Origin of the sequence: Streptomyces coeruleorubidus (assembly GCF_028885415.1) — a bacterium.
In the GTDB taxonomy this organism is placed as follows: Bacteria; Actinomycetota; Actinomycetes; order Streptomycetales; family Streptomycetaceae; genus Streptomyces; species Streptomyces coeruleorubidus_A.
Genome location: NZ_CP118527.1, coordinates 6,765,248 through 6,782,319 on the forward strand (window position 1 = coordinate 6,765,248; position 17,072 = coordinate 6,782,319).

Below are 17,072 nucleotides of genomic sequence, written 5' to 3' on the forward strand. Positions count from 1 at the left end.
ACTCAATAGCAGTACGTACTTACTACGGCCCTGGTTGGGCCGTGCAGAAGAATCCTGGGGGTCCCCCCCAGACCCCCTAAGAAACTTCGGGCCCAACAAGGAGAGCAGGGAACCCAGATGGCGGAGCTCACGATCCGGCCGGAGGAGATCCGGGACGCGCTGGAGAACTTCGTCCAGGCGTACAAGCCGGACGCGGCCTCGCGCGAGGAGGTCGGTACGGTCACCTTTGCCGGCGACGGCATCGCGAAGGTCGAGGGCCTGCCCTCGACCATGGCCAACGAACTGCTGAAGTTCGAGGACGGCACCCTCGGCCTCGCCCTCAACCTCGAGGAGCGCGAGATCGGTGCCATCGTCCTCGGTGAGTTCAGCGGCATCGAGGAGGGGCAGCCGGTCAGCCGTACCGGCGAGGTCCTGTCCGTCGCGGTCGGCGAGGGCTACCTCGGCCGCGTGGTGGACCCCCTCGGCACCCCGATCGACGGCCTCGGCGAGATCGAGACCGACAGCCGTCGCGCCCTGGAGCTGCAGGCTCCGGGCGTCATGGTCCGCAAGTCGGTGCACGAGCCGATGGAGACGGGCTACAAGGCCGTCGACACCATGACCCCGATCGGCCGTGGCCAGCGTCAGCTGATCATCGGCGACCGCCAGACCGGCAAGACCGCCCTGGCCGTCGACACGATCATCAACCAGCGTGACAACTGGCGCTCGGGCGACCCGAACAAGCAGGTCCGCTGCATCTACGTCGCCATCGGCCAGAAGGGCTCCACCATCGCCGGCGTGCGCGGCGCTCTGGAGGAGGCCGGCGCGCTGGAGTACACGACCATCGTCGCCGCCCCGGCGTCCGACCCGGCCGGCTTCAAGTACCTGGCGCCGTACACCGGTTCGGCCATCGGCCAGCACTGGATGTACCAGGGCAAGCACGTCCTGATCATCTTCGACGACCTGTCGAAGCAGGCCGACGCCTACCGTGCCGTGTCGCTGCTGCTGCGCCGCCCGCCGGGCCGTGAGGCCTACCCGGGTGACGTCTTCTACCTGCACTCCCGCCTGCTGGAGCGCTGCGCCAAGCTCTCCGACGAGATGGGTGCCGGCTCGATGACCGGTCTGCCGATCGTCGAGACCAAGGCCAACGACGTCTCGGCGTTCATCCCGACCAACGTCATCTCCATCACCGACGGCCAGTGCTTCCTGGAGTCGGACCTGTTCAACGCCGGTCAGCGCCCCGCGCTGAACGTCGGTATCTCGGTCTCCCGAGTCGGTGGCTCCGCCCAGCACAAGGCGATCCGCCAGGTCTCCGGCCGTCTGCGTGTGGACCTCGCCCAGTTCCGTGAGCTGGAGGCGTTCGCCGCCTTCGGTTCCGACCTGGACGCCGCGTCCAAGGCGCAGCTGGAGCGTGGTCAGCGCATGGTCGAGCTGCTGAAGCAGCCGCAGTACCAGCCGATGGCCACCGAGGACCAGGTCGTCTCCATCTGGGCCGGCACCACCGGCAAGATGGACGAGGTTCCGGTCGCCGACATCCGCCGCTTCGAGAAGGAGCTGCTGGAGTACCTGCACCGCAAGGAGCAGGGCCTGCTGACCTCCATCCGCGAGGGCGGGAAGATGTCGGACGACACCCTCCAGGCCATGGCCGACGCCATCGCGGAGTTCAAGAAGCAGTTCGAGACCTCCGACGGCAAGCTGCTCGGCGAGGACGCCCCGGCTGCCGGCAAGTGACGACGGAAGGGACCTGACTCATGGGAGCCCAGCTCCGGGTCTACAAGCGTCGCATCCGATCCGTCTCCGCGACCAAGAAGATCACGAAGGCGATGGAGATGATCGCCGCCTCGCGCGTCGTCAAGGCGCAGCGCAAGGTGGCGGCGTCCACGCCGTACGCGACCGAGCTCACCCGGGCGGTCACGGCGGTCGCCACCGGATCGAACACCAAGCACCCGCTGACGACGGAGCCGGAGAACTCGACCCGCGCCGCGGTCCTGCTCCTCACGAGCGACCGCGGCCTGGCCGGCGCCTTCAACTCCAACGCCATCAAGGCCGCGGAGAGGCTCACGGCGAAGCTCGAAGGTGAGGGCAAGGAGGTCGTCAGCTACATCGTCGGCCGCCGTGGTCTGGCCCACTACAACTTCCGCGAGCGCAAGGTCGCGGAGTCGTTCACGGGCTTCACCGACGACCCGTCGTACGCGGACGCCAAGAAGGTCGCGGCCCCGCTGATCGAGGCCATCGAGACGGAGACGGCCGAGGGCGGCGTGGACGAGCTCCACATCGTCTACACCGAGTTCGTGTCGATGATGACGCAGACGGCCATCGAGGCCCGGCTGCTGCCGCTCAGCCTCGAAGAGGTCGAGAAGGAGGCGAAGCCCAAGGGCGAGATCCTCCCGCTGTTCGACTTCGAGCCCTCGGCGGAGGACGTCCTGGACGCCCTGCTGCCGCGCTATGTGGAGAGCCGGATCTACAACGCGCTGCTCCAGTCGGCCGCCTCCAAGCACGCCGCCACGCGGCGCGCGATGAAGTCGGCCACCGACAACGCCGGAGAGCTCATCGAGACGCTCACCCGGCTTGCCAACCAGGCCCGCCAGGCCGAAATCACCCAGGAAATCAGCGAGATCGTCGGTGGCGCCAGTGCCCTGGCCGACGCGACCGCGGGGAGTGACCGATAAATGACCACCACTGTTGAGACCGCGACGGCTACGGGCCGCGTCGCCCGGGTCATCGGCCCGGTCGTCGACGTGGAGTTCCCCGTCGACGCGATGCCCGAGATCTACAACGCCCTGCACGTCGAGGTCGCCGACCCGGCGCTCGCGGGCGAGAAGAAGACGCTGACCCTGGAGGTCGCCCAGCACCTGGGTGACGGCCTGGTCCGCGCGATCTCCATGCAGCCCACCGACGGCCTGGTCCGCCAGGCTCCCGTCGTCGACACCGGCGCGGGCATCTCCGTCCCGGTCGGCGACTTCACCAAGGGCAAGGTGTTCAACACCCTCGGTGAGGTGCTGAACAGCGACGAGACCTTCGAGGGCGAGCGCTGGCCCATCCACCGCAAGGCCCCCGCGTTCGACCAGCTCGAGTCGAAGACCGAGATGTTCGAGACGGGCCTGAAGGTCGTCGACCTTCTCACCCCGTACGTCAAGGGCGGCAAGATCGGTCTGTTCGGTGGTGCCGGTGTCGGCAAGACCGTGCTGATCCAGGAAATGATCATGCGTGTCGCCAACCTCCACGAGGGCGTCTCCGTCTTCGCGGGCGTCGGTGAGCGCACCCGTGAGGGCAACGACCTCATCGCGGAGATGGAAGAGTCCGGCGTTCTGGACAAGACCGCCCTGGTCTTCGGGCAGATGGACGAGCCCCCGGGCACCCGTCTGCGCGTGGCCCTGGCCGGCCTGACGATGGCGGAGTACTTCCGTGACGTCCAGAAGCAGGACGTGCTGTTCTTCATCGACAACATCTTCCGCTTCACCCAGGCCGGTTCCGAGGTGTCGACCCTGCTCGGCCGTATGCCCTCCGCGGTGGGCTACCAGCCGAACCTGGCCGACGAGATGGGTGTCCTCCAGGAGCGCATCACCTCGACCCGTGGTCACTCGATCACCTCGATGCAGGCGATCTACGTCCCCGCGGACGACCTGACCGACCCGGCCCCGGCCACCACCTTCGCCCACCTCGACGCGACGACGGTGCTCTCCCGTCCGATCTCCGAGAAGGGCATCTACCCGGCCGTGGACCCGCTGGACTCCACGTCCCGGATCCTCGACCCGCGGTACATCTCGGCGGACCACTACAACGCCGCGATGCGCGTGAAGAACATCCTGCAGAAGTACAAGGACCTGCAGGACATCATCGCGATCCTCGGTATCGACGAGCTCGGCGAGGAGGACAAGCTCGTCGTCCACCGTGCCCGTCGCGTGGAGCGCTTCCTGTCCCAGAACACCCACGCCGCCAAGCAGTTCACCGGCGTGGACGGTTCGGACGTGCCGCTGGACGAGTCGATCGCCGCGTTCAACGCGATCTGCGACGGCGACTACGACCACTTCCCGGAGCAGGCGTTCTTCATGTGCGGTGGTCTCGAGGACCTGAAGAAGAACGCGAAGGAGCTGGGCGTCTCCTGAGCCTCGCGCTCGACATGTGAGCCTCGTGCTCATGACGGAGGGGGCGGGCGCGTCCCGCCCCCTCCGTCACGCCTACTAGACTTGTAACCAACACCCGGCACTCCCGCCGGGTGGTGACCCGAGGAGCCACCCTTGGCTGCTGAGCTGCACGTCGCGCTGGTCGCGGCCGACCGTGAGGTCTGGTCCGGCCAGGCCACCCTGGTCGTCGCGCGCACCACGTCCGGCGACATCGGCGTCATGCCCGGTCACCAGCCGCTGCTCGGTGTGCTGGAGTCGGGCCCGGTGACCATCCGTACGAGTGATGGCGGGACGGTCGTCGCCGCGGTCCACGGCGGTTTCATCTCGTTCGCGGACGACAAGCTCTCGCTGCTCGCCGAAGTCGCGGAGCTGTCGGACGAGATCGATGTCCAGCGCGCGGAGCAGGAGCTGGAGCGTGCGAAGGCGGAGGACGACGCGGAGGCCCAGCGCCGCGCGGACGTCCGTCTGCGTGCGGCCACGGCGGCGCGCTGACCCCGCCCGCCGTGTGATGACGTCACTCAGCCGCGGCTGGTACCGGAGAGATCCGGACCCAGCCGCGGCTGAGGCGGATGTGGGTGTTTTTTACGTTCCGTTACCTAGGAGACGAGGAGGTCGGTGTCGATGGTCCTCGCTCTGACTGTGTGCGGAATTGTCGTGGCTCTCGTGGTGGTGGGACTGTTCGTCTTCGGTCTGCGCCGCCGGCTCATCCAGCGCTCGGGCGGCACCTTCGACGCCAGCCTGCGCTGGGACGCCCCGGAGCAGGGCGACGGCAACGGCAAGGGCTGGGCGTACGGGGTGGCCCGGTACAACGGCGACCGCGTCGAGTGGTTCCGTGTCTTCTCGTACTCGCCGCGCCCGCGCCGGATCCTGGAGCGTTCCGCGATCGAGGTGGCCGGCCGCCGGGTCCCGGAGGGCGAGGAGGAGCTGGCGCTGCTCTCCGACCATGTGATCCTCGTCTGTCTGCACCGGGGTACCCGGCTGGAGCTGGCCATGAGCGAGGACGCGCTGACCGGTTTCCTCGCGTGGCTCGAGGCGGCCCCGCCCGGTCAGCGAGTGAATGTGGCGTAGCCACATTCACTCGCTGGGTGGGGGTCCCCCCGGACGAAGTCTGGGGGAGCGTCGATGTCGCCTGGGTTCGTCTGTCAGTCGAGCCCGTTGTCGATGGCGGTCACCAGCTCACCATTGCCGGTGTCGCCGCTGAATTCCCAGAAGAAGGCGCCGCCCAGGCCCTGGTTCCTGGCCCAGGTCATCTTCCCGGCGATCGTCGAGGGAGTGTCGTACGACCACCAGTTGCTGCCGCAGTGCGCGTACGCCGTGCCCGCGATCGTGCCGGTGGCGGGGCAGGAGTTCTTGAGGACCTTGTAGTCCTCGATGCCGGCCTCGTACGTACCGGGAGCCGCGCCGGTCGCCGTGCCGCCGGGGGCGGACTGCGTGACGCCGGTCCAGCCGCGGCCGTAGAAGCCGATGCCGAGCAGGAGCTTGGCGGACGGTACACCCTTCGCCTTCAGCTTGGCGATCGCGTCGGCCGAGTTGAAGCCCGCCTGCGGGATGCCGGGGTACGAGGTGAGCGGGGAGTGCGGGGCGGTCGGGCCGTCCTTGTCGAAGGCGCCGAAGTAGTCGTAGGTCATCACGTTGTACCAGTCGAGGTACTGCGCGGCGCCGCCGTAGTCGGCCGCGTCGATCTTGCCGCCGGCGGAGGCGTCGGCCGTGATCGCGGCGGTGACCAGGTAGTCCTTGCCGAATTCGGCGCGCAGGGCTTTGGACAGGGTGGCGAACGCGGCCGGGCCCGAGGTGTCGCAGATCAGACCGCAGGCGTTCGGATACTCCCAGTCGATGTCGATGCCGTCGAAGACGTCGGCCCAGCGCGGGTCCTCCACGACGGTCTTGCAGGACTTGGCGAAGGCGGCCGCGTTCTGCGCTGCCTGGCCGAAGCCGCCGGAGTAGGTCCAGCCGCCGAACGAGTACAGCACCTTGATGTGCGGATACTTGGCCTTGAGCTGGCGGAGCTGGTTGAAGTTGCCGCGCAGTGGCTGGTCCCAGGTGTCGGCGGTGCCGCTGACGGACTGGTCGGCGGTGTAGGCCTTGTCGTGGGCGGCGTAGGTGTCGTCGACCGTGCACTGGCCGTTCTTGACGTTGCCGAAGGCGTAGTTGATGTGCGTGATCTTCGACGCGGAGCCGGACGTCACCAGGTTCTTGACGTGGTAGTTGCGGCCGTAGACGCCCCACTCGGTGAAGTAGCCGAGCTTGATCTTGTCGCCGGTGGGCGGGGGTTCCTGCGAGCCGCCGGTGGTGCGCACCCTCACCGCGCCGCTGACCGGGCCGGTCTGGTCGGCGGTGTCGCGGGCCTGGACGGTGTAGGAGTAGTCGGTGCCGGCGGTCAGGCCGGTGTCCGTGTACGAGGTGGACGTCACAGTGGTGACCTTCGTGCCGTCGCGCAGGACGTCGTAGTTCTTGACGCCCTTGTCGTCGGTGGCGGCGGACCAGGTCAGCTTCACCGAGGTGTCGGTGATGCCGGAGGCGGTGGGGGTGCCGGGTGCGGAGGGCGGGGCGTCGCCGGGGACGCTGCCGCCGTCGCAGCCGGCGCCGTTGAGCTTGCAGTTCGCGGGGGAGCCGGAGCCGGTGCCGTTGAAGCCGAAGGAGACGGAGGCGCCGGGGGCGAGGGTGCCGTTCCAGGACTTGTTCTTCGCGGTCCAGTGGGTGCCGGAGGAGGTGACGTCGGCGTCCCAGGCGGAGGTGACGGACGTGCCGGAGGGGAAGTCCCACTCGACGGTCCAGGAGCTGAGGGGCGTGGTCCCGGTGTTCTTCACCGTCCACTTGCCTTCGAAGCCGGAGCCCCAGTCCTGCGTCTTGGTGTAGCTCGCGGTGGCGGATGCCGCGGCCTGGGCCGGGCTCGCGAGGCCGACGATACCGGCCAGCGGGAGCAACAGGGTCGCGAACCCTGCCGCGGCTCTGTGTCTGAAGCGCATGCTGCGCCTCCTTGATGGAGTTGTGGGGGCGTGACTGAGCCTCACGCCCACTCATGGTGCGGTGAGAATAGAAAGGTCTGGACCACCGGTCAATAGGTCTGGACCACCGCGACCGTAGTGATCTGCGGCCGGGTCAGATCCCCAACTCCTGCGCCAGGACGGCCGCTTGCACCCGGCTGCGCAGCTCCAGCTTCCCCAGCAGGCGGCTGACATGGGTCTTCACCGTCGCCTCGGCCATGTCGAGCCGCTCGGCGATGCCCGCGTTGGACAGGCCCTCGCCCAGGCAGGACAGCACCTCGCGCTCGCGCCGGGTCAGCCGGTCGAGGACGGCCGGGTCGGCCGCGGACTCCCGTGTCGGCTTCGCAGCGAACTCCGCGATCAGCCGCCGGGTGACGGCCGGGGCGATCAGCCCCTCCCCGCGCGCGACCGTCCGTACGGCCTGAAGCAGGTCCTTCGCCTCGGTGTTCTTCAGCAGGAAGCCGGACGCGCCCGCCCGCAGTGCCCCGAAGACGTACTCGTCGAGGTCGAAGGTGGTCAGCACCAGCACGTCGGCGAGCCGTTCCGTAACGACCTGCCGGGTCGCCGACACCCCGTCCAGCCGCGGCATCTGAACGTCCATCAGCACCAGGTCCGGCCGCAGCTCGCGGGCCAGTGCCACCGCCTGCTCGCCGTCCGCCGCCTCGCCCACCACCTCGATGTCGGGCGCGCTGCGCAGGATGAGGACCAGGCCTGCGCGGACGGCGGACTGGTCCTCGGCGACCAGGACGCGGATCATGCGTTGTCTCCTTCGACGGTGTCGTGCACGGGGAGGGTGGCGCGTACGGCCCAGACCTTGCCGCCGGGCGAGTCCTCGGGGCCCGCTTCGAACGTGCCGTCCAGCAGGGCGGTGCGCTCGCGCATGCCGATGAGCCCCGCGCCGGAACCGGGGGCGCTCGGCTGGTCCCGGTCCCCGTACGGGCTGGTCACCGAGACGGTCAGTGCACCGTCCTGCCGGGCGAGGGCGACGGTGACCCGGCCGGGGCCGGCGTGCTTGAGGGCGTTGGTGAGGGACTCCTGCACGATGCGGTAGGCGGCGAGTTCGACGGGCGCGGGCACCGTCCCGTGGGCCGCGTCGAGGGTGATGTCGAGGCCGTTGGTACGGGCGTTCTCGACCAGGGCGCCGAGCCCGTCGAGCGTGGGGGCGGCGACCGGCTCGACGTCACCGCTCGAGTCGCGGAGGATCCCGATCAGCCGCCGCATCTCCGCGAGCCCCGCCACGCTGTTCTCGCGGATGACGGTCAGGGCCTCCTGGGAGGTCTTCGGGTCCTGGAGGGAGAGCGCGGCGGTGGAGTGGATGGCGATCGCCGACAGGTGGTTGGCGACCATGTCGTGCAGCTCGCGGGCCATCCGGGCGCGCTCGGCGGTGACCGCCTGGGTGCGGTCCATCTCGGCGAGCAGCGCGGTCTGCTCGGCACGCAGCCGGGCCGCCTCCGCGGCCTCGCGGTGATTGCGGACGATCAGGCCGGTGGCGGCCGGGCCGAAGGCCACGAGGCCGGTGACCACGCCGATCAGCAGGGCCTCGGGCTCACGCCACAACGCGAACGGCACCACGACCCCGACCAGCGAGAGCAGCCCGGTGATCCGGGGGATGCGGTGCGCCGAGGCGGGCGGGCCGTACAGGACGGCCGCGTACATGAGGTCGGTGTACATCAGGATCGTGACCAGATTGCCCTGGGTGACGGTGTCCAGGACGATCGCGGCCGTGCCGGTCAGCAGGGCCGTGCGCGGGGCGCTCCGGCGCAACAGCTCGCAGCCGGCCATGACGAGCAGCGGCACCAGGACCGGCCAGCGCCCCGGCAGCAGCACGTACACCTCGGTGCGCGGACGGGTGGCCAGACCGACGCCCCAGAGCAGCAGCCCGCCGAGCAGGCCGCCGAGCGCGACGTAGACGTCGAAACGGCGTGGGCGGGTCAGTCGTACGGCCATGACCCCATCCAACACGGCCGTCGCGCCCGGTGCGTGGGCCCCGCGAAGGGTCCCTCGCTGCATCTTTCGATGTACCGCGGGTTCGTCAGTCGCGACGACGATTCCGGCCGCTGCGCACGGGAGCCTGAAGAGGTGACCGAGAGGAGCGAATCGTGATCGTCGCCTTGATCGCCGCCTGTGAGATCGGCTTCTGGGTGCTGCTGGCGGCCGGGCTGGCCTTCCGTTACCTGCTGCGCATGCCGCGTACGGGGCTGGCACTGCTGTTGTGCGAGCCGCTGCTGGAGGTCGTCCTGCTGGTCGCCACCGCGCTGGACCTGAAGAACGGCGCGGATCCGAACTGGACGCACGGGCTGGCCGCGCTGTACATCGGCTACACCGTGGGGCACGGCCACCGCACGATGAAGTGGCTGGACGGCCACGCGGCCCACCGGTTCGGCGGCGCGCCGCCCCCGGTCAAGCCCCCGCGCTACGGCATGGCCCGTGCGCGTCACGAGGGCAAGGTCTGGCTGGGCACCCTGACCGGCGCCGCCGTCGCGACCGCGCTGCTCCAGCTCGCCATCTGGTACGTGGACGACCCGAGCCGCGTCACCTCCCTGGAGAGCTGGCGCTACGCGGCCTGGCGGGCGGCCGGGATCCACGGCCTGGTCGCGCTGAGCTATGCGGTCTGGCCGCGGAAGGCTCCCGCGGGGGAGGCCGAGGTGACGCTCGAGAAGGAGAAGGTGCACCGATGAGCAAGGCGCGCGGAAACCTGGTGGAAGGTGCCGTCACCTTCGTGATCGGCCTGGGGCTGTGGTTGTTCACCGGTGACGTGGACATCCCCGTCTTCACCCTCACGAAGGTCGGCATCGTGATGATGTGCGTCGGCGGCGTGCTGGTCGCCGCCGGGCTCTGGCAGGAGGCCCGCAGTAAGACCTAGCGCTCCCCGCCGGGCACCCACAGCACGTCCCCGACCTCCTTGTTCGCCGTCCTCGCGAGGATGAACAGGAGGTCGGAGAGGCGGTTGAGGTAGGTCGCGGTCAGCGGGTTCATCACCTCGCCGTGCACCTCCAGGGCCGCCCATGTCGAGCGTTCCGCCCGGCGGACGACGGTGCAGGCCTGGTGGAGGAGGGCCGCGCCGGGGGTGCCGCCGGGGAGGATGAAGGAGCGGAGCTTCTCCAGCCGTTCGTTGAAGCGGTCGCAGTCCGCCTCCAGCTTGTCGATGTAGAACTGCTCGACCCGCAGGGGCGGGAACTCCGGGCTCTCCGCCACCGGCGTCGACAGGTCCGCGCCCACGTCGAACAGGTCGTTCTGCACGCGGGTGAGGACCTTGACGATCTCCTCGTCCAGGCCGCCCAGCGCGATGGCCGTGCCGATCACCGCGTTCGCCTCGTTGGCGTCGGCGTACGCGGCGATCCGCAGGTCGGTCTTGGCGACCCGGCTCATGTCACCGAGGGCGGTGGTGCCCTGGTCGCCGGTCCTGGTGTAGATGCGCGTCAGATTGACCATGTGGCCAGCGTAGTTACGCTCCGGCCGTTCGGAACACGCGTGTGCCCACTGTCACGGACAGGGCCGTGAAGCCGACGGCCACCAGGACGCCGTACAGCATGTGCGCCGTGGCGTAGCTGCCGACGTAGGCGTCCCGCACCGCGTCGACCAGATAGCGGAACGGCATGAGGTGGGAGAGGACGTCCAGCCAGGCCGGGCCCAGGGTCATCGGGAGCATCAGCCCGGACAGCAGCATCGACGGCATGGTCAGCGCGTTGATCGCCGGGCCGAAGCCCTGCGGGGTGTCCAGCTTCATCGCCAGCGCGTACGACAGCGCGGCCAGCGAGAGGCTGAGCAGCGCGACGAACGCGAAGCCGATCAGGACGCCGGCCAGCGGTGCCCGCAGGCCCATCGCCACCGCCGCCAGCACCAGCAGCACGGCCTGGAAGACGAACACCGTCGCCTCCCGCAGCACCCGGCCGAGCAGCAGGGCCAGCCGGCTGACGGGCGTGACCCGCATGCGCTCGACCACGCCCTGGCCCTTCTCCAGGATGATCGAGAAGCCGGCGAACGACGCTCCGAACAGGCCGAGTTGCAGCAGCAGGCCGGGGACGAGCACCTGCCAGGAGCTGCCCCGCTCGCCGAGCGGCAGGTCGGTGAGCAGCGGGCCGAAGAACAGCAGGTACAGCAGCGGCATCAGCACCCCGAAGAGCAGTGCGAAGCGCGAGCGGAGGGACTGGCGCAGGTAGCGCCCGTAGACGAGCGCGGTGTCGTGCAACAGCATCGTGGATCCTCTGCGTCCTGTGCGTCTCATACGGCGACGGGGGCCTGGTCGGCCGGGGCGGCGCTGCGGCCGGTGATGGCCAGGAACGCGTCCTGGAGCGAGGCGTCGAGCGAGCCGCCGTACCGCAGCTTCAGCGCGCTCGGGGTGCCCTCGGCGACGACCACGCCGTGGTCGACGACGACCAGCCGGTCGGAGAGGGCGTCGGCCTCGTCCAGGTAGTGCGTGGTCAGGAAGACCGTCGTGCCGTGCTCGTCGCGCAGCCGCCGCACCAGGTCCCACAGGTCGGCGCGGCTGCCGGGGTCGAGACCGGTCGTCGGCTCGTCCAGGAACAGCACCTTCGGGCGGTGGGTGAGCGCCATCGCGATGTCCAGCCGCCGCCGCTGACCGCCGGAGAGCGCCGCGCACCTGCGGTCGAGCAGCTCGGTGAGGCCCAGGTCGCGGGCCAGTTCCTCGGCGCGCTCGGCGGCCTGCGCCTTCGTCAGCCGGTACAGACGCCCCTGGGTGACCAGCTCTTCCCGCACGCTGATCTGCGGGTCGACCCCGCCGGACTGCGCCACGTAGCCGCAGGCCCGCCGCACCCCGGCCGGGTCGGTCGCCAGGTCGTGGCCCGCGACGGTGGCGGCACCGCCGGTCGGTTCCAGCAGGGTCGTCAGCATCCGCAGGGTGGTCGTCTTGCCGGCCCCGTTCGGGCCGAGGAAGCCGAGGATCTCGCCCTCGCGGACGGTCAGGTCGATGCCGCGCACGGCGTCCACGGGGCCGCGCTTGGTCCGGAAGGTACGGGCCAGGCCGGCCGTACTGATGATTGCCATGCCCCACAGAAAAACAGAGGCTCTTAAATTTTGCAACAACCCCAAGTTTTGGGCGTCACCAGGGAAGCTAGGATTCGGACATGGCAGAGGGGCTCAGGGAGCGGAAGAAGCGCGAGACCAGGCAGCGCATCTCGGACATCGCCACCGGGCTGTTCCTGGAGCACGGGTTCGTGACCGTGACGATCGCGGACGTGGCGGAGGCGGCCGACGTCTCCGTGAACACCGTCTACAACTACTTCCCGGCCAAGGAGGACCTCTTCTTCGACCGCTCCCAGGGGGTCGTCGACCGGCTCTCCCGCTGGGTGCGCGGCCGGGACGCGGGGGAGTCGGCCACCCGGGCGGTGCTCCGCGAGCTGCGCGCCGAGATCGAGGCCGTCTCGCCCCGGATGGGCCTCATCGAGGGCTACGACCGTTTCATGCGCTGCATCGACGAGGCGCCACCGCTGCGCTCGAGGCTGTGGCGCATTCAGCAGGAGCTCCAGGACAACCTGGAGGCGACCCTCCGTGAGGAGGCGGGCGCCGAGGGCGGCGACCCGTTGCCGAGGCTGATCGCCGGTCAGATCTGCTGGGTCCACGGCACCGTCTTCGTCGCGATCGGCCGCGAGATGACCAAGGGGCGCAACCCGGACGAAGTGTCACGGGAGATGCTCGTCCTCCTCGACGACATCGAGGAGCTGTTGAGCGAGAAGGTGCTCAACTACGCCGTCCGGGGCGCGGGATGACCCCTGCCGGTGTGATGTCCGTCATGTGAGACGTGACGCGCATTACTTACTGGTCACACAGGCCCTCACGAGCGCTAGTGTCCGCCCGAGAGGCAGACATAAGCAGCGCGTCAGGGGAGTCGCACAGTGGCACGGAAGCTCGCCGTCATCGGAGCCGGCCTCATGGGATCCGGCATCGCCCAGGTCTCCGCACAGGCGGGCTGGGACGTGGTCCTGCGCGACGTCACCGACGAGGCGCTGAAGCGGGGCACCGACGGCATCAAGGCCTCGTACGACAAGTTCGTCGCCAAGGGCAAGCTGGAGGCCCACGACGCCGACGCCGCCCTGGCCCGCATCACCGCGACCACCGACCTGGACGCCGCGGCCGACGCGGACGTGGTCGTCGAGGCCGTGTTCGAGAAGCTCGAGATCAAGCACGAGATCTTCCGCGCGCTCGACAAGCTGGTGAAGGACGAGGCGATCCTCGCCTCCAACACCTCCGCCATCCCGATCACCAAGATCGCCGCCGCGACGGAGCGCCCCGAGCGCGTCGTCGGCACGCACTTCTTCTCGCCGGTGCCGATGATGCAGCTGTGCGAACTGGTCCGCGGCTACAAGACCAGCGACGAAACCCTCGCCACCGCCCGGGAGTTCGCCGAGTCGGTCGGCAAGACCTGCATCGTCGTCAACCGCGACGTCGCCGGCTTCGTGACGACCCGTCTCATCTGCGCCCTGGTCGTCGAGGCCGCGAAGCTGCACGAGTCGGGCGTCGCGAGCGCCGAGGACATCGACCTGGCCTGCAAGCTGGGCTTCGGTCACGCCATGGGCCCGCTGGCGACGGCGGACCTGACGGGCGTCGACATCCTGCTGCACGCCACGAGCAACATCTACACCGAGTCCCAGGACGAGAAGTTCGCCGCTCCCGAGTCGATGCGCCGGATGGTTGACGCCGGTGACATCGGACGCAAGAGCGGGCAGGGCTTCTACAAGCACTGAAACCGCACATGCCCCGGGGCCCATCACACCCCGGGGTGAATTCGGTATCGGTTCGCTTACAAGAAGCAACCTCTGCCCCCCTCGCACAGTCAGAGGTTGCATCACCGGCATCAGAACGCGGAGCACGAGACGCACGCACGGGGAGCGCATATGCACATCAGGGGCGACCACGCCGAGCTGGTCGTCGGGGGCCGCCTCGACGTCCGGAGCGCGGCGGACGCCCGTACGGTCCTGCACTCGGCCGTCGACGACGGCGTCGGCGACCTGGTACTGGACCTGTCCGAACTGGACTCCTGGGACGCCACCGGACTCGGTGTGATCATGGGGGCTCACCGGCGGGCCGGCCGCTGCGGCCGGCGCCTGGTCCTGCGCGGCGTGCCGCCGCAGATGCAGCGCCTGCTGGTGGCCACCCGCCTGCACCGGATCCTGGCGATCGAGGGGGGCATCGGGGTGGAGACACTGCCTCGAGTGTGACGCCTTGTGCGGGTGTGAACCGGGAGACCGGGGAGACCCGGACGGACGTCGTCGAATCGTGCGACGCGCACAATCCTCACGAGACCGTGACGTCTCGGACGACGCGGTACCCCGGACTGTCGTAGATACTGTGCGAAGGTTTAGGGTTCGGCTGCCCGCTGACTTGAAACCCTTCCAGCGGGCCCGGACCAGAAGCGACAGCGCGGTGTGCAGCAAGGCCGGGAGGGGCTTTTCAGAGCACACACACGCTTTTGGGGGGCTTTGACCTATGGACCCGAACACCCGGGGACCCGAGGAGTACGGCCACGACGGCGACAGTCAGTCGCCGCGCCAGCGCCCGCCCAGGGAATCCCTCACACCGGACTTCAGCCAGCACGCGCCCGCGCTCGCCCGCACGGTGCAGCTGGTCTCCGGCGACTTCCTGCTGACCGTCAACCCCGTCGACGGCAGCGAGATAGAAGTGTGCCCGCCCGCCGAACGGCCCGCCAGACCGTCGAAGCTCAGCACCGCGGAGCGCGCCGAGGCCGAGCGCGCGGCCCGGCCGCCCGTCCCGCCCGGCCCCGCGCAGCCCAGCCTGCCGCTGCTGGCCCGCCAGGACGAGCGCGAGCGACTGGTGCGCCTGCTCGCCCGTGGCCGCTCGGTCCGCCTCACCGGCCCCGCCGGCTGCGGCCGCACCCGCCTCCTCGACCTCGTCTGCGAGGACTGCTCCGACCTCGCCCCCGACGGCGCCGTCCGCCTGAACGGCCTCGGCCGCACCTCCGACGACCTGCTGTACGACCTCTTCTACGCGGTGTACAACGCCCCCCTGCACCGCCCGGACCGGGACGAACTGCTCGGTTACGTCCGTGAGATCGCCGCGGTCGTCGTCCTCGACGACCTCGAGTTCGGCGGCGCCGGGCTCGACGAACTGCTGGGGGCGACCCCCGAGTGCGCCTTCCTGCTCGGCGCCACCCCGGACGTGCCGGCGCCCTCCGCCGGCGCCGCCGTCGAGGAGGTCTTCCTCGGCGGCCTGGAGCGCGCGGCCGGGCTCGACCTGCTGGAACACGCCGTCGGCCGGCCCCTCACCGAGGAGGAGTCCAACTGGGCGGGTGACCTCTGGTTCGAGTCCGAGGGCCTGCCGCTGCGCTTCGTCCAGGCCGGTGCCCTGCTGCGGCAGCGCGACCGGCTGCGCGCCGGGACGAGTGCCGTCGACGAGTTCGGCGTCTTCGAGGACGCGCCCCCGGCCGACGTCAGCGAGGCCGCCGACGGCGACGACGTACCACTGCCCTCGCTCGGCGAGGCCGCCGCCCCCGCGCCGCTGCTCGCCTCCCGGCTGAGCGCCTCCGCCCGCGCCACCCTGCGGTTCGCCGTCGCGCTCGGCGGCGAGGTGCCGCACCAGGCGCATCTGCCCGCCCTGGTCGGCGACACCCACGCGGACGCCGCGCTCGGCGAACTGGCCGCCTGCGGCCTGGTCTCCCCGGTCGGCTCCCGCTACCGGCTCGCCGCGGGTGTCCTGACCCAGCTGGAGGCCGCCGGATACGCCGACGAGGCCGAGGCGGGCGCCCGCAGCGCCGCCCAGCACTACTCCTGGTGGGCCGGGCACCCCTCGGTCACCCCGGAGCGCGTGTGCGCCGAGGCCGACGCCCTCCTCGCCGCCCTGGCCCTGCTCGGGCCGCTCACCAGCCCGCCCGCCGAGGGCGAGGAGAGCCCGGCCGTGCACCTGGCGCGCACCGCCGCCCCCGCGTTCGCCGCGGGACTGCACTGGAGCGCCTGGGAACGCGTCCTGCGCACCGGCGCCGAGGCCGCCCGGCTCGCCGGGGACGTCGCCGAAGAGGCCTACTTCCACCACGAGCTCGGCATCCTCGCCCTGTGCGGCGGACAGCTCGACCGGGCCCGCGCCGAACTGGAGGCCTCCATCGGCCTGCGCGGCGCCCTCTCCGACAAGCGCGGCACCGTCGCCGGCCGCCGTGCCCTCGCCCTGGTCGCCGACCGCTCGGGCACCCCGATCGGGCTCGGGCCGACCGCGGGCGACGAGGTGCCCGACGCCCGGTACGAGGAGTCGGCGTCCCCGGCCGGTGGTGTTCCGGCGGCCTTCCCGACCCTCCAGCAGCCCCCCTCGCCGACCCTGGTCACCCGCCACGGCTCGCCCGTGCCCTCGCGCAAGGCCCGGGGCGGCCTCAGGGGCCTGGCCCGGCGCAACCTCGTGGCCGCCGGCGCCGGTGCCCTGCTCGTCGCCGTGCTCGGCACGGTGGTGACCCTCGGCGCCACGTCCGACAAGGAGACGAACCCGCCGTCCGACCAGGTCGGCGTCAACCCCTCGGCCAGCCAGGGCGTCGACGACGGCAGCCTGGGCGCCGACCGGCCGGCGAACGACGGTGACGGCGGCACGGGCGCGGCGACGAGCCGCCCGACCGACCCGGGCCCGGACGGCACGCCGGGCACCTCGGACGATCCGACCCCGACGGGCGATCCCAGCGGTTCCGCTGGCCCCAGCGACCCCGGGGCGACCTCGAAGCCGCCCACCACCTCGAAGCCGCCCACCACCTCGAAGCCGCCGGCCACGTCCAAGCCGCCGACGACGTCCAAGCCCCCCACGACGTCGAAGCCGCCGACGACGTCCAAGCCGCCGACCTCACAGCCGCCCACGTCCCAGCCGCCGACCTCGCAGCCGCCGACGTCCCAGCCACCGACCTCGCAGCCGTCCACCTCCGACTCGGCCAGCGGCCCGGCGCCGAGCGCTCCCACGAGCACCACCGCGAGCGCGCCGGAGAGCAGCCCCGACCCGGTGATCTGACACCCGTACACACAGCAGGGCCGGGTCCGTTCCTCGGACC

At 70.5% G+C, this 17,072-nt stretch carries 17 protein-coding genes; 11 read left to right on the forward strand and 6 right to left on the reverse strand.

Going from position 1 to position 17,072, the window contains the following annotated elements; genetic code table 11:
• Nucleotides 1–117: 117 nt before the first annotated feature.
• From atpA to PV963_RS31645, 5 genes are all read left to right on the forward strand, one after another.
• Nucleotides 118–1,707: a F0F1 ATP synthase subunit alpha gene (gene atpA, locus PV963_RS31625; RefSeq protein ID WP_274819618.1), complete on the forward strand. Its 1,590-nt coding sequence runs from the start codon at nucleotides 118–120 to the stop codon at nucleotides 1,705–1,707.
• Between the two features lie 20 nt (nucleotides 1,708–1,727).
• Nucleotides 1,728–2,645 carry a F0F1 ATP synthase subunit gamma gene (locus PV963_RS31630; RefSeq protein ID WP_274819619.1) on the forward strand — a complete coding sequence of 306 codons (918 nt, stop codon included), beginning with the start codon at nucleotides 1,728–1,730 and terminating at the stop codon, nucleotides 2,643–2,645.
• On the forward strand, nucleotides 2,646–4,082 hold the full coding sequence (gene atpD, locus PV963_RS31635) for a F0F1 ATP synthase subunit beta (protein ID WP_274819621.1): 1,437 nt from the start codon (nucleotides 2,646–2,648) through the stop codon (nucleotides 4,080–4,082).
• Nucleotides 4,083–4,214: 132 nt separating this feature from the next.
• On the forward strand, nucleotides 4,215–4,592 hold the full coding sequence (locus PV963_RS31640; RefSeq protein ID WP_053670581.1) for a F0F1 ATP synthase subunit epsilon: 378 nt from the start codon (nucleotides 4,215–4,217) through the stop codon (nucleotides 4,590–4,592).
• A gap of 129 nt (nucleotides 4,593–4,721) precedes the next feature.
• Nucleotides 4,722–5,168: a DUF2550 domain-containing protein gene (locus PV963_RS31645; protein WP_274819624.1), complete on the forward strand. Its 447-nt coding sequence runs from the start codon at nucleotides 4,722–4,724 to the stop codon at nucleotides 5,166–5,168.
• Between the two features lie 74 nt (nucleotides 5,169–5,242).
• Here the strand turns inward: PV963_RS31645 and PV963_RS31650 are convergent, their stop codons facing one another.
• The 3 genes from PV963_RS31650 to PV963_RS31660 all read right to left on the reverse strand — a co-directional run bounded on the left by PV963_RS31650 (nucleotide 5,243) and on the right by PV963_RS31660 (nucleotide 9,031).
• Nucleotides 5,243–7,066, reverse strand: coding sequence for a glycoside hydrolase family 18 chitinase (locus PV963_RS31650; RefSeq protein ID WP_274819626.1), 1,824 nt, complete (start codon nucleotides 7,064–7,066; stop codon nucleotides 5,243–5,245).
• A 133-nt stretch (nucleotides 7,067–7,199) separates the two neighbouring features.
• Nucleotides 7,200–7,841, reverse strand: a complete 642-nt coding sequence (locus PV963_RS31655) for a response regulator (protein WP_274819628.1) — start codon at nucleotides 7,839–7,841, stop codon at nucleotides 7,200–7,202.
• Nucleotides 7,838–9,031 carry a sensor histidine kinase gene (locus PV963_RS31660; protein ID WP_274819630.1) on the reverse strand — a complete coding sequence of 398 codons (1,194 nt, stop codon included), beginning with the start codon at nucleotides 9,029–9,031 and terminating at the stop codon, nucleotides 7,838–7,840. Before PV963_RS31660 ends, PV963_RS31655 begins: the two co-directional genes overlap by 4 nt.
• A gap of 152 nt (nucleotides 9,032–9,183) precedes the next feature.
• Here PV963_RS31660 and PV963_RS31665 point away from each other — a divergent pair, with 152 nt between their 5' ends.
• A complete protein-coding gene (locus tag PV963_RS31665) occupies nucleotides 9,184–9,762 on the forward strand; it encodes a hypothetical protein (protein WP_274819632.1) in 579 nt (192 codons plus the stop codon).
• On the forward strand, nucleotides 9,759–9,947 hold the full coding sequence (locus tag PV963_RS31670) for a DUF5708 family protein (protein ID WP_274819633.1): 189 nt from the start codon (nucleotides 9,759–9,761) through the stop codon (nucleotides 9,945–9,947). Before PV963_RS31665 ends, PV963_RS31670 begins: the two co-directional genes overlap by 4 nt.
• On the opposite strand, the gene PV963_RS31675 is transcribed toward PV963_RS31670, so the two are convergent.
• The 3 genes from PV963_RS31675 to PV963_RS31685 are packed head-to-tail and all read right to left on the reverse strand — an operon-like array spanning nucleotide 9,944 to nucleotide 12,088.
• Nucleotides 9,944–10,516 carry a cob(I)yrinic acid a,c-diamide adenosyltransferase gene (locus PV963_RS31675; RefSeq protein WP_274819635.1) on the reverse strand — a complete coding sequence of 191 codons (573 nt, stop codon included), beginning with the start codon at nucleotides 10,514–10,516 and terminating at the stop codon, nucleotides 9,944–9,946. The genes PV963_RS31670 and PV963_RS31675 overlap by 4 nt on opposite strands.
• Before the next feature lie 13 nt (nucleotides 10,517–10,529).
• Nucleotides 10,530–11,279 (reverse strand): ABC transporter permease, encoded by a 750-nt coding sequence (locus PV963_RS31680; protein WP_274819637.1) that lies wholly within the window; start codon nucleotides 11,277–11,279, stop codon nucleotides 10,530–10,532.
• Nucleotides 11,280–11,305: 26 nt separating this feature from the next.
• Complete coding sequence (locus tag PV963_RS31685; RefSeq protein WP_274819639.1) at nucleotides 11,306–12,088, reverse strand: ABC transporter ATP-binding protein; 783 nt, start codon at nucleotides 12,086–12,088, stop codon at nucleotides 11,306–11,308.
• A gap of 80 nt (nucleotides 12,089–12,168) precedes the next feature.
• On the opposite strand from PV963_RS31685, the gene PV963_RS31690 reads away from it, so the two are divergent.
• From PV963_RS31690 to PV963_RS31705, 4 genes are all read left to right on the forward strand, one after another.
• Entirely contained in the window at nucleotides 12,169–12,810 is a 642-nt protein-coding gene (locus PV963_RS31690; RefSeq protein WP_274819640.1) for a TetR/AcrR family transcriptional regulator, read from the forward strand.
• Between the two features lie 126 nt (nucleotides 12,811–12,936).
• Nucleotides 12,937–13,785, forward strand: coding sequence for a 3-hydroxyacyl-CoA dehydrogenase family protein (locus PV963_RS31695; RefSeq protein ID WP_274819642.1), 849 nt, complete (start codon nucleotides 12,937–12,939; stop codon nucleotides 13,783–13,785).
• A gap of 150 nt (nucleotides 13,786–13,935) precedes the next feature.
• Entirely contained in the window at nucleotides 13,936–14,259 is a 324-nt protein-coding gene (locus PV963_RS31700; RefSeq protein WP_003993003.1) for an STAS domain-containing protein, read from the forward strand.
• Nucleotides 14,260–14,527: 268 nt separating this feature from the next.
• Complete coding sequence (locus PV963_RS31705; protein ID WP_274819643.1) at nucleotides 14,528–17,032, forward strand: ATP-binding protein; 2,505 nt, start codon at nucleotides 14,528–14,530, stop codon at nucleotides 17,030–17,032.
• Nucleotides 17,033–17,072: the final 40 nt, after the last annotated feature.

Coding starts and splice junctions, on each gene's coding strand:
- PV963_RS31680 (WP_274819637.1), bottom strand. CDS start 11,279: ATGCTGTTGCACGACACCGCGCTCGTCTACGGGCGCTACCTGCGCCAG.
- atpA (WP_274819618.1), top strand. CDS start 118: ATGGCGGAGCTCACGATCCGGCCGGAGGAGATCCGGGACGCGCTGGAG.
- PV963_RS31705 (WP_274819643.1), top strand. CDS start 14,528: ATGGACCCGAACACCCGGGGACCCGAGGAGTACGGCCACGACGGCGAC.
- PV963_RS31690 (WP_274819640.1), top strand. CDS start 12,169: ATGGCAGAGGGGCTCAGGGAGCGGAAGAAGCGCGAGACCAGGCAGCGC.
- PV963_RS31645 (WP_274819624.1), top strand. CDS start 4,722: ATGGTCCTCGCTCTGACTGTGTGCGGAATTGTCGTGGCTCTCGTGGTG.
- PV963_RS31650 (WP_274819626.1), bottom strand. CDS start 7,066: ATGCGCTTCAGACACAGAGCCGCGGCAGGGTTCGCGACCCTGTTGCTC.
- PV963_RS31630 (WP_274819619.1), top strand. CDS start 1,728: ATGGGAGCCCAGCTCCGGGTCTACAAGCGTCGCATCCGATCCGTCTCC.
- PV963_RS31670 (WP_274819633.1), top strand. CDS start 9,759: ATGAGCAAGGCGCGCGGAAACCTGGTGGAAGGTGCCGTCACCTTCGTG.
- PV963_RS31655 (WP_274819628.1), bottom strand. CDS start 7,841: ATGATCCGCGTCCTGGTCGCCGAGGACCAGTCCGCCGTCCGCGCAGGC.
- PV963_RS31675 (WP_274819635.1), bottom strand. CDS start 10,516: ATGGTCAATCTGACGCGCATCTACACCAGGACCGGCGACCAGGGCACC.
- PV963_RS31685 (WP_274819639.1), bottom strand. CDS start 12,088: ATGGCAATCATCAGTACGGCCGGCCTGGCCCGTACCTTCCGGACCAAG.
- atpD (WP_274819621.1), top strand. CDS start 2,646: ATGACCACCACTGTTGAGACCGCGACGGCTACGGGCCGCGTCGCCCGG.
- PV963_RS31660 (WP_274819630.1), bottom strand. CDS start 9,031: ATGGCCGTACGACTGACCCGCCCACGCCGTTTCGACGTCTACGTCGCG.
- PV963_RS31700 (WP_003993003.1), top strand. CDS start 13,936: ATGCACATCAGGGGCGACCACGCCGAGCTGGTCGTCGGGGGCCGCCTC.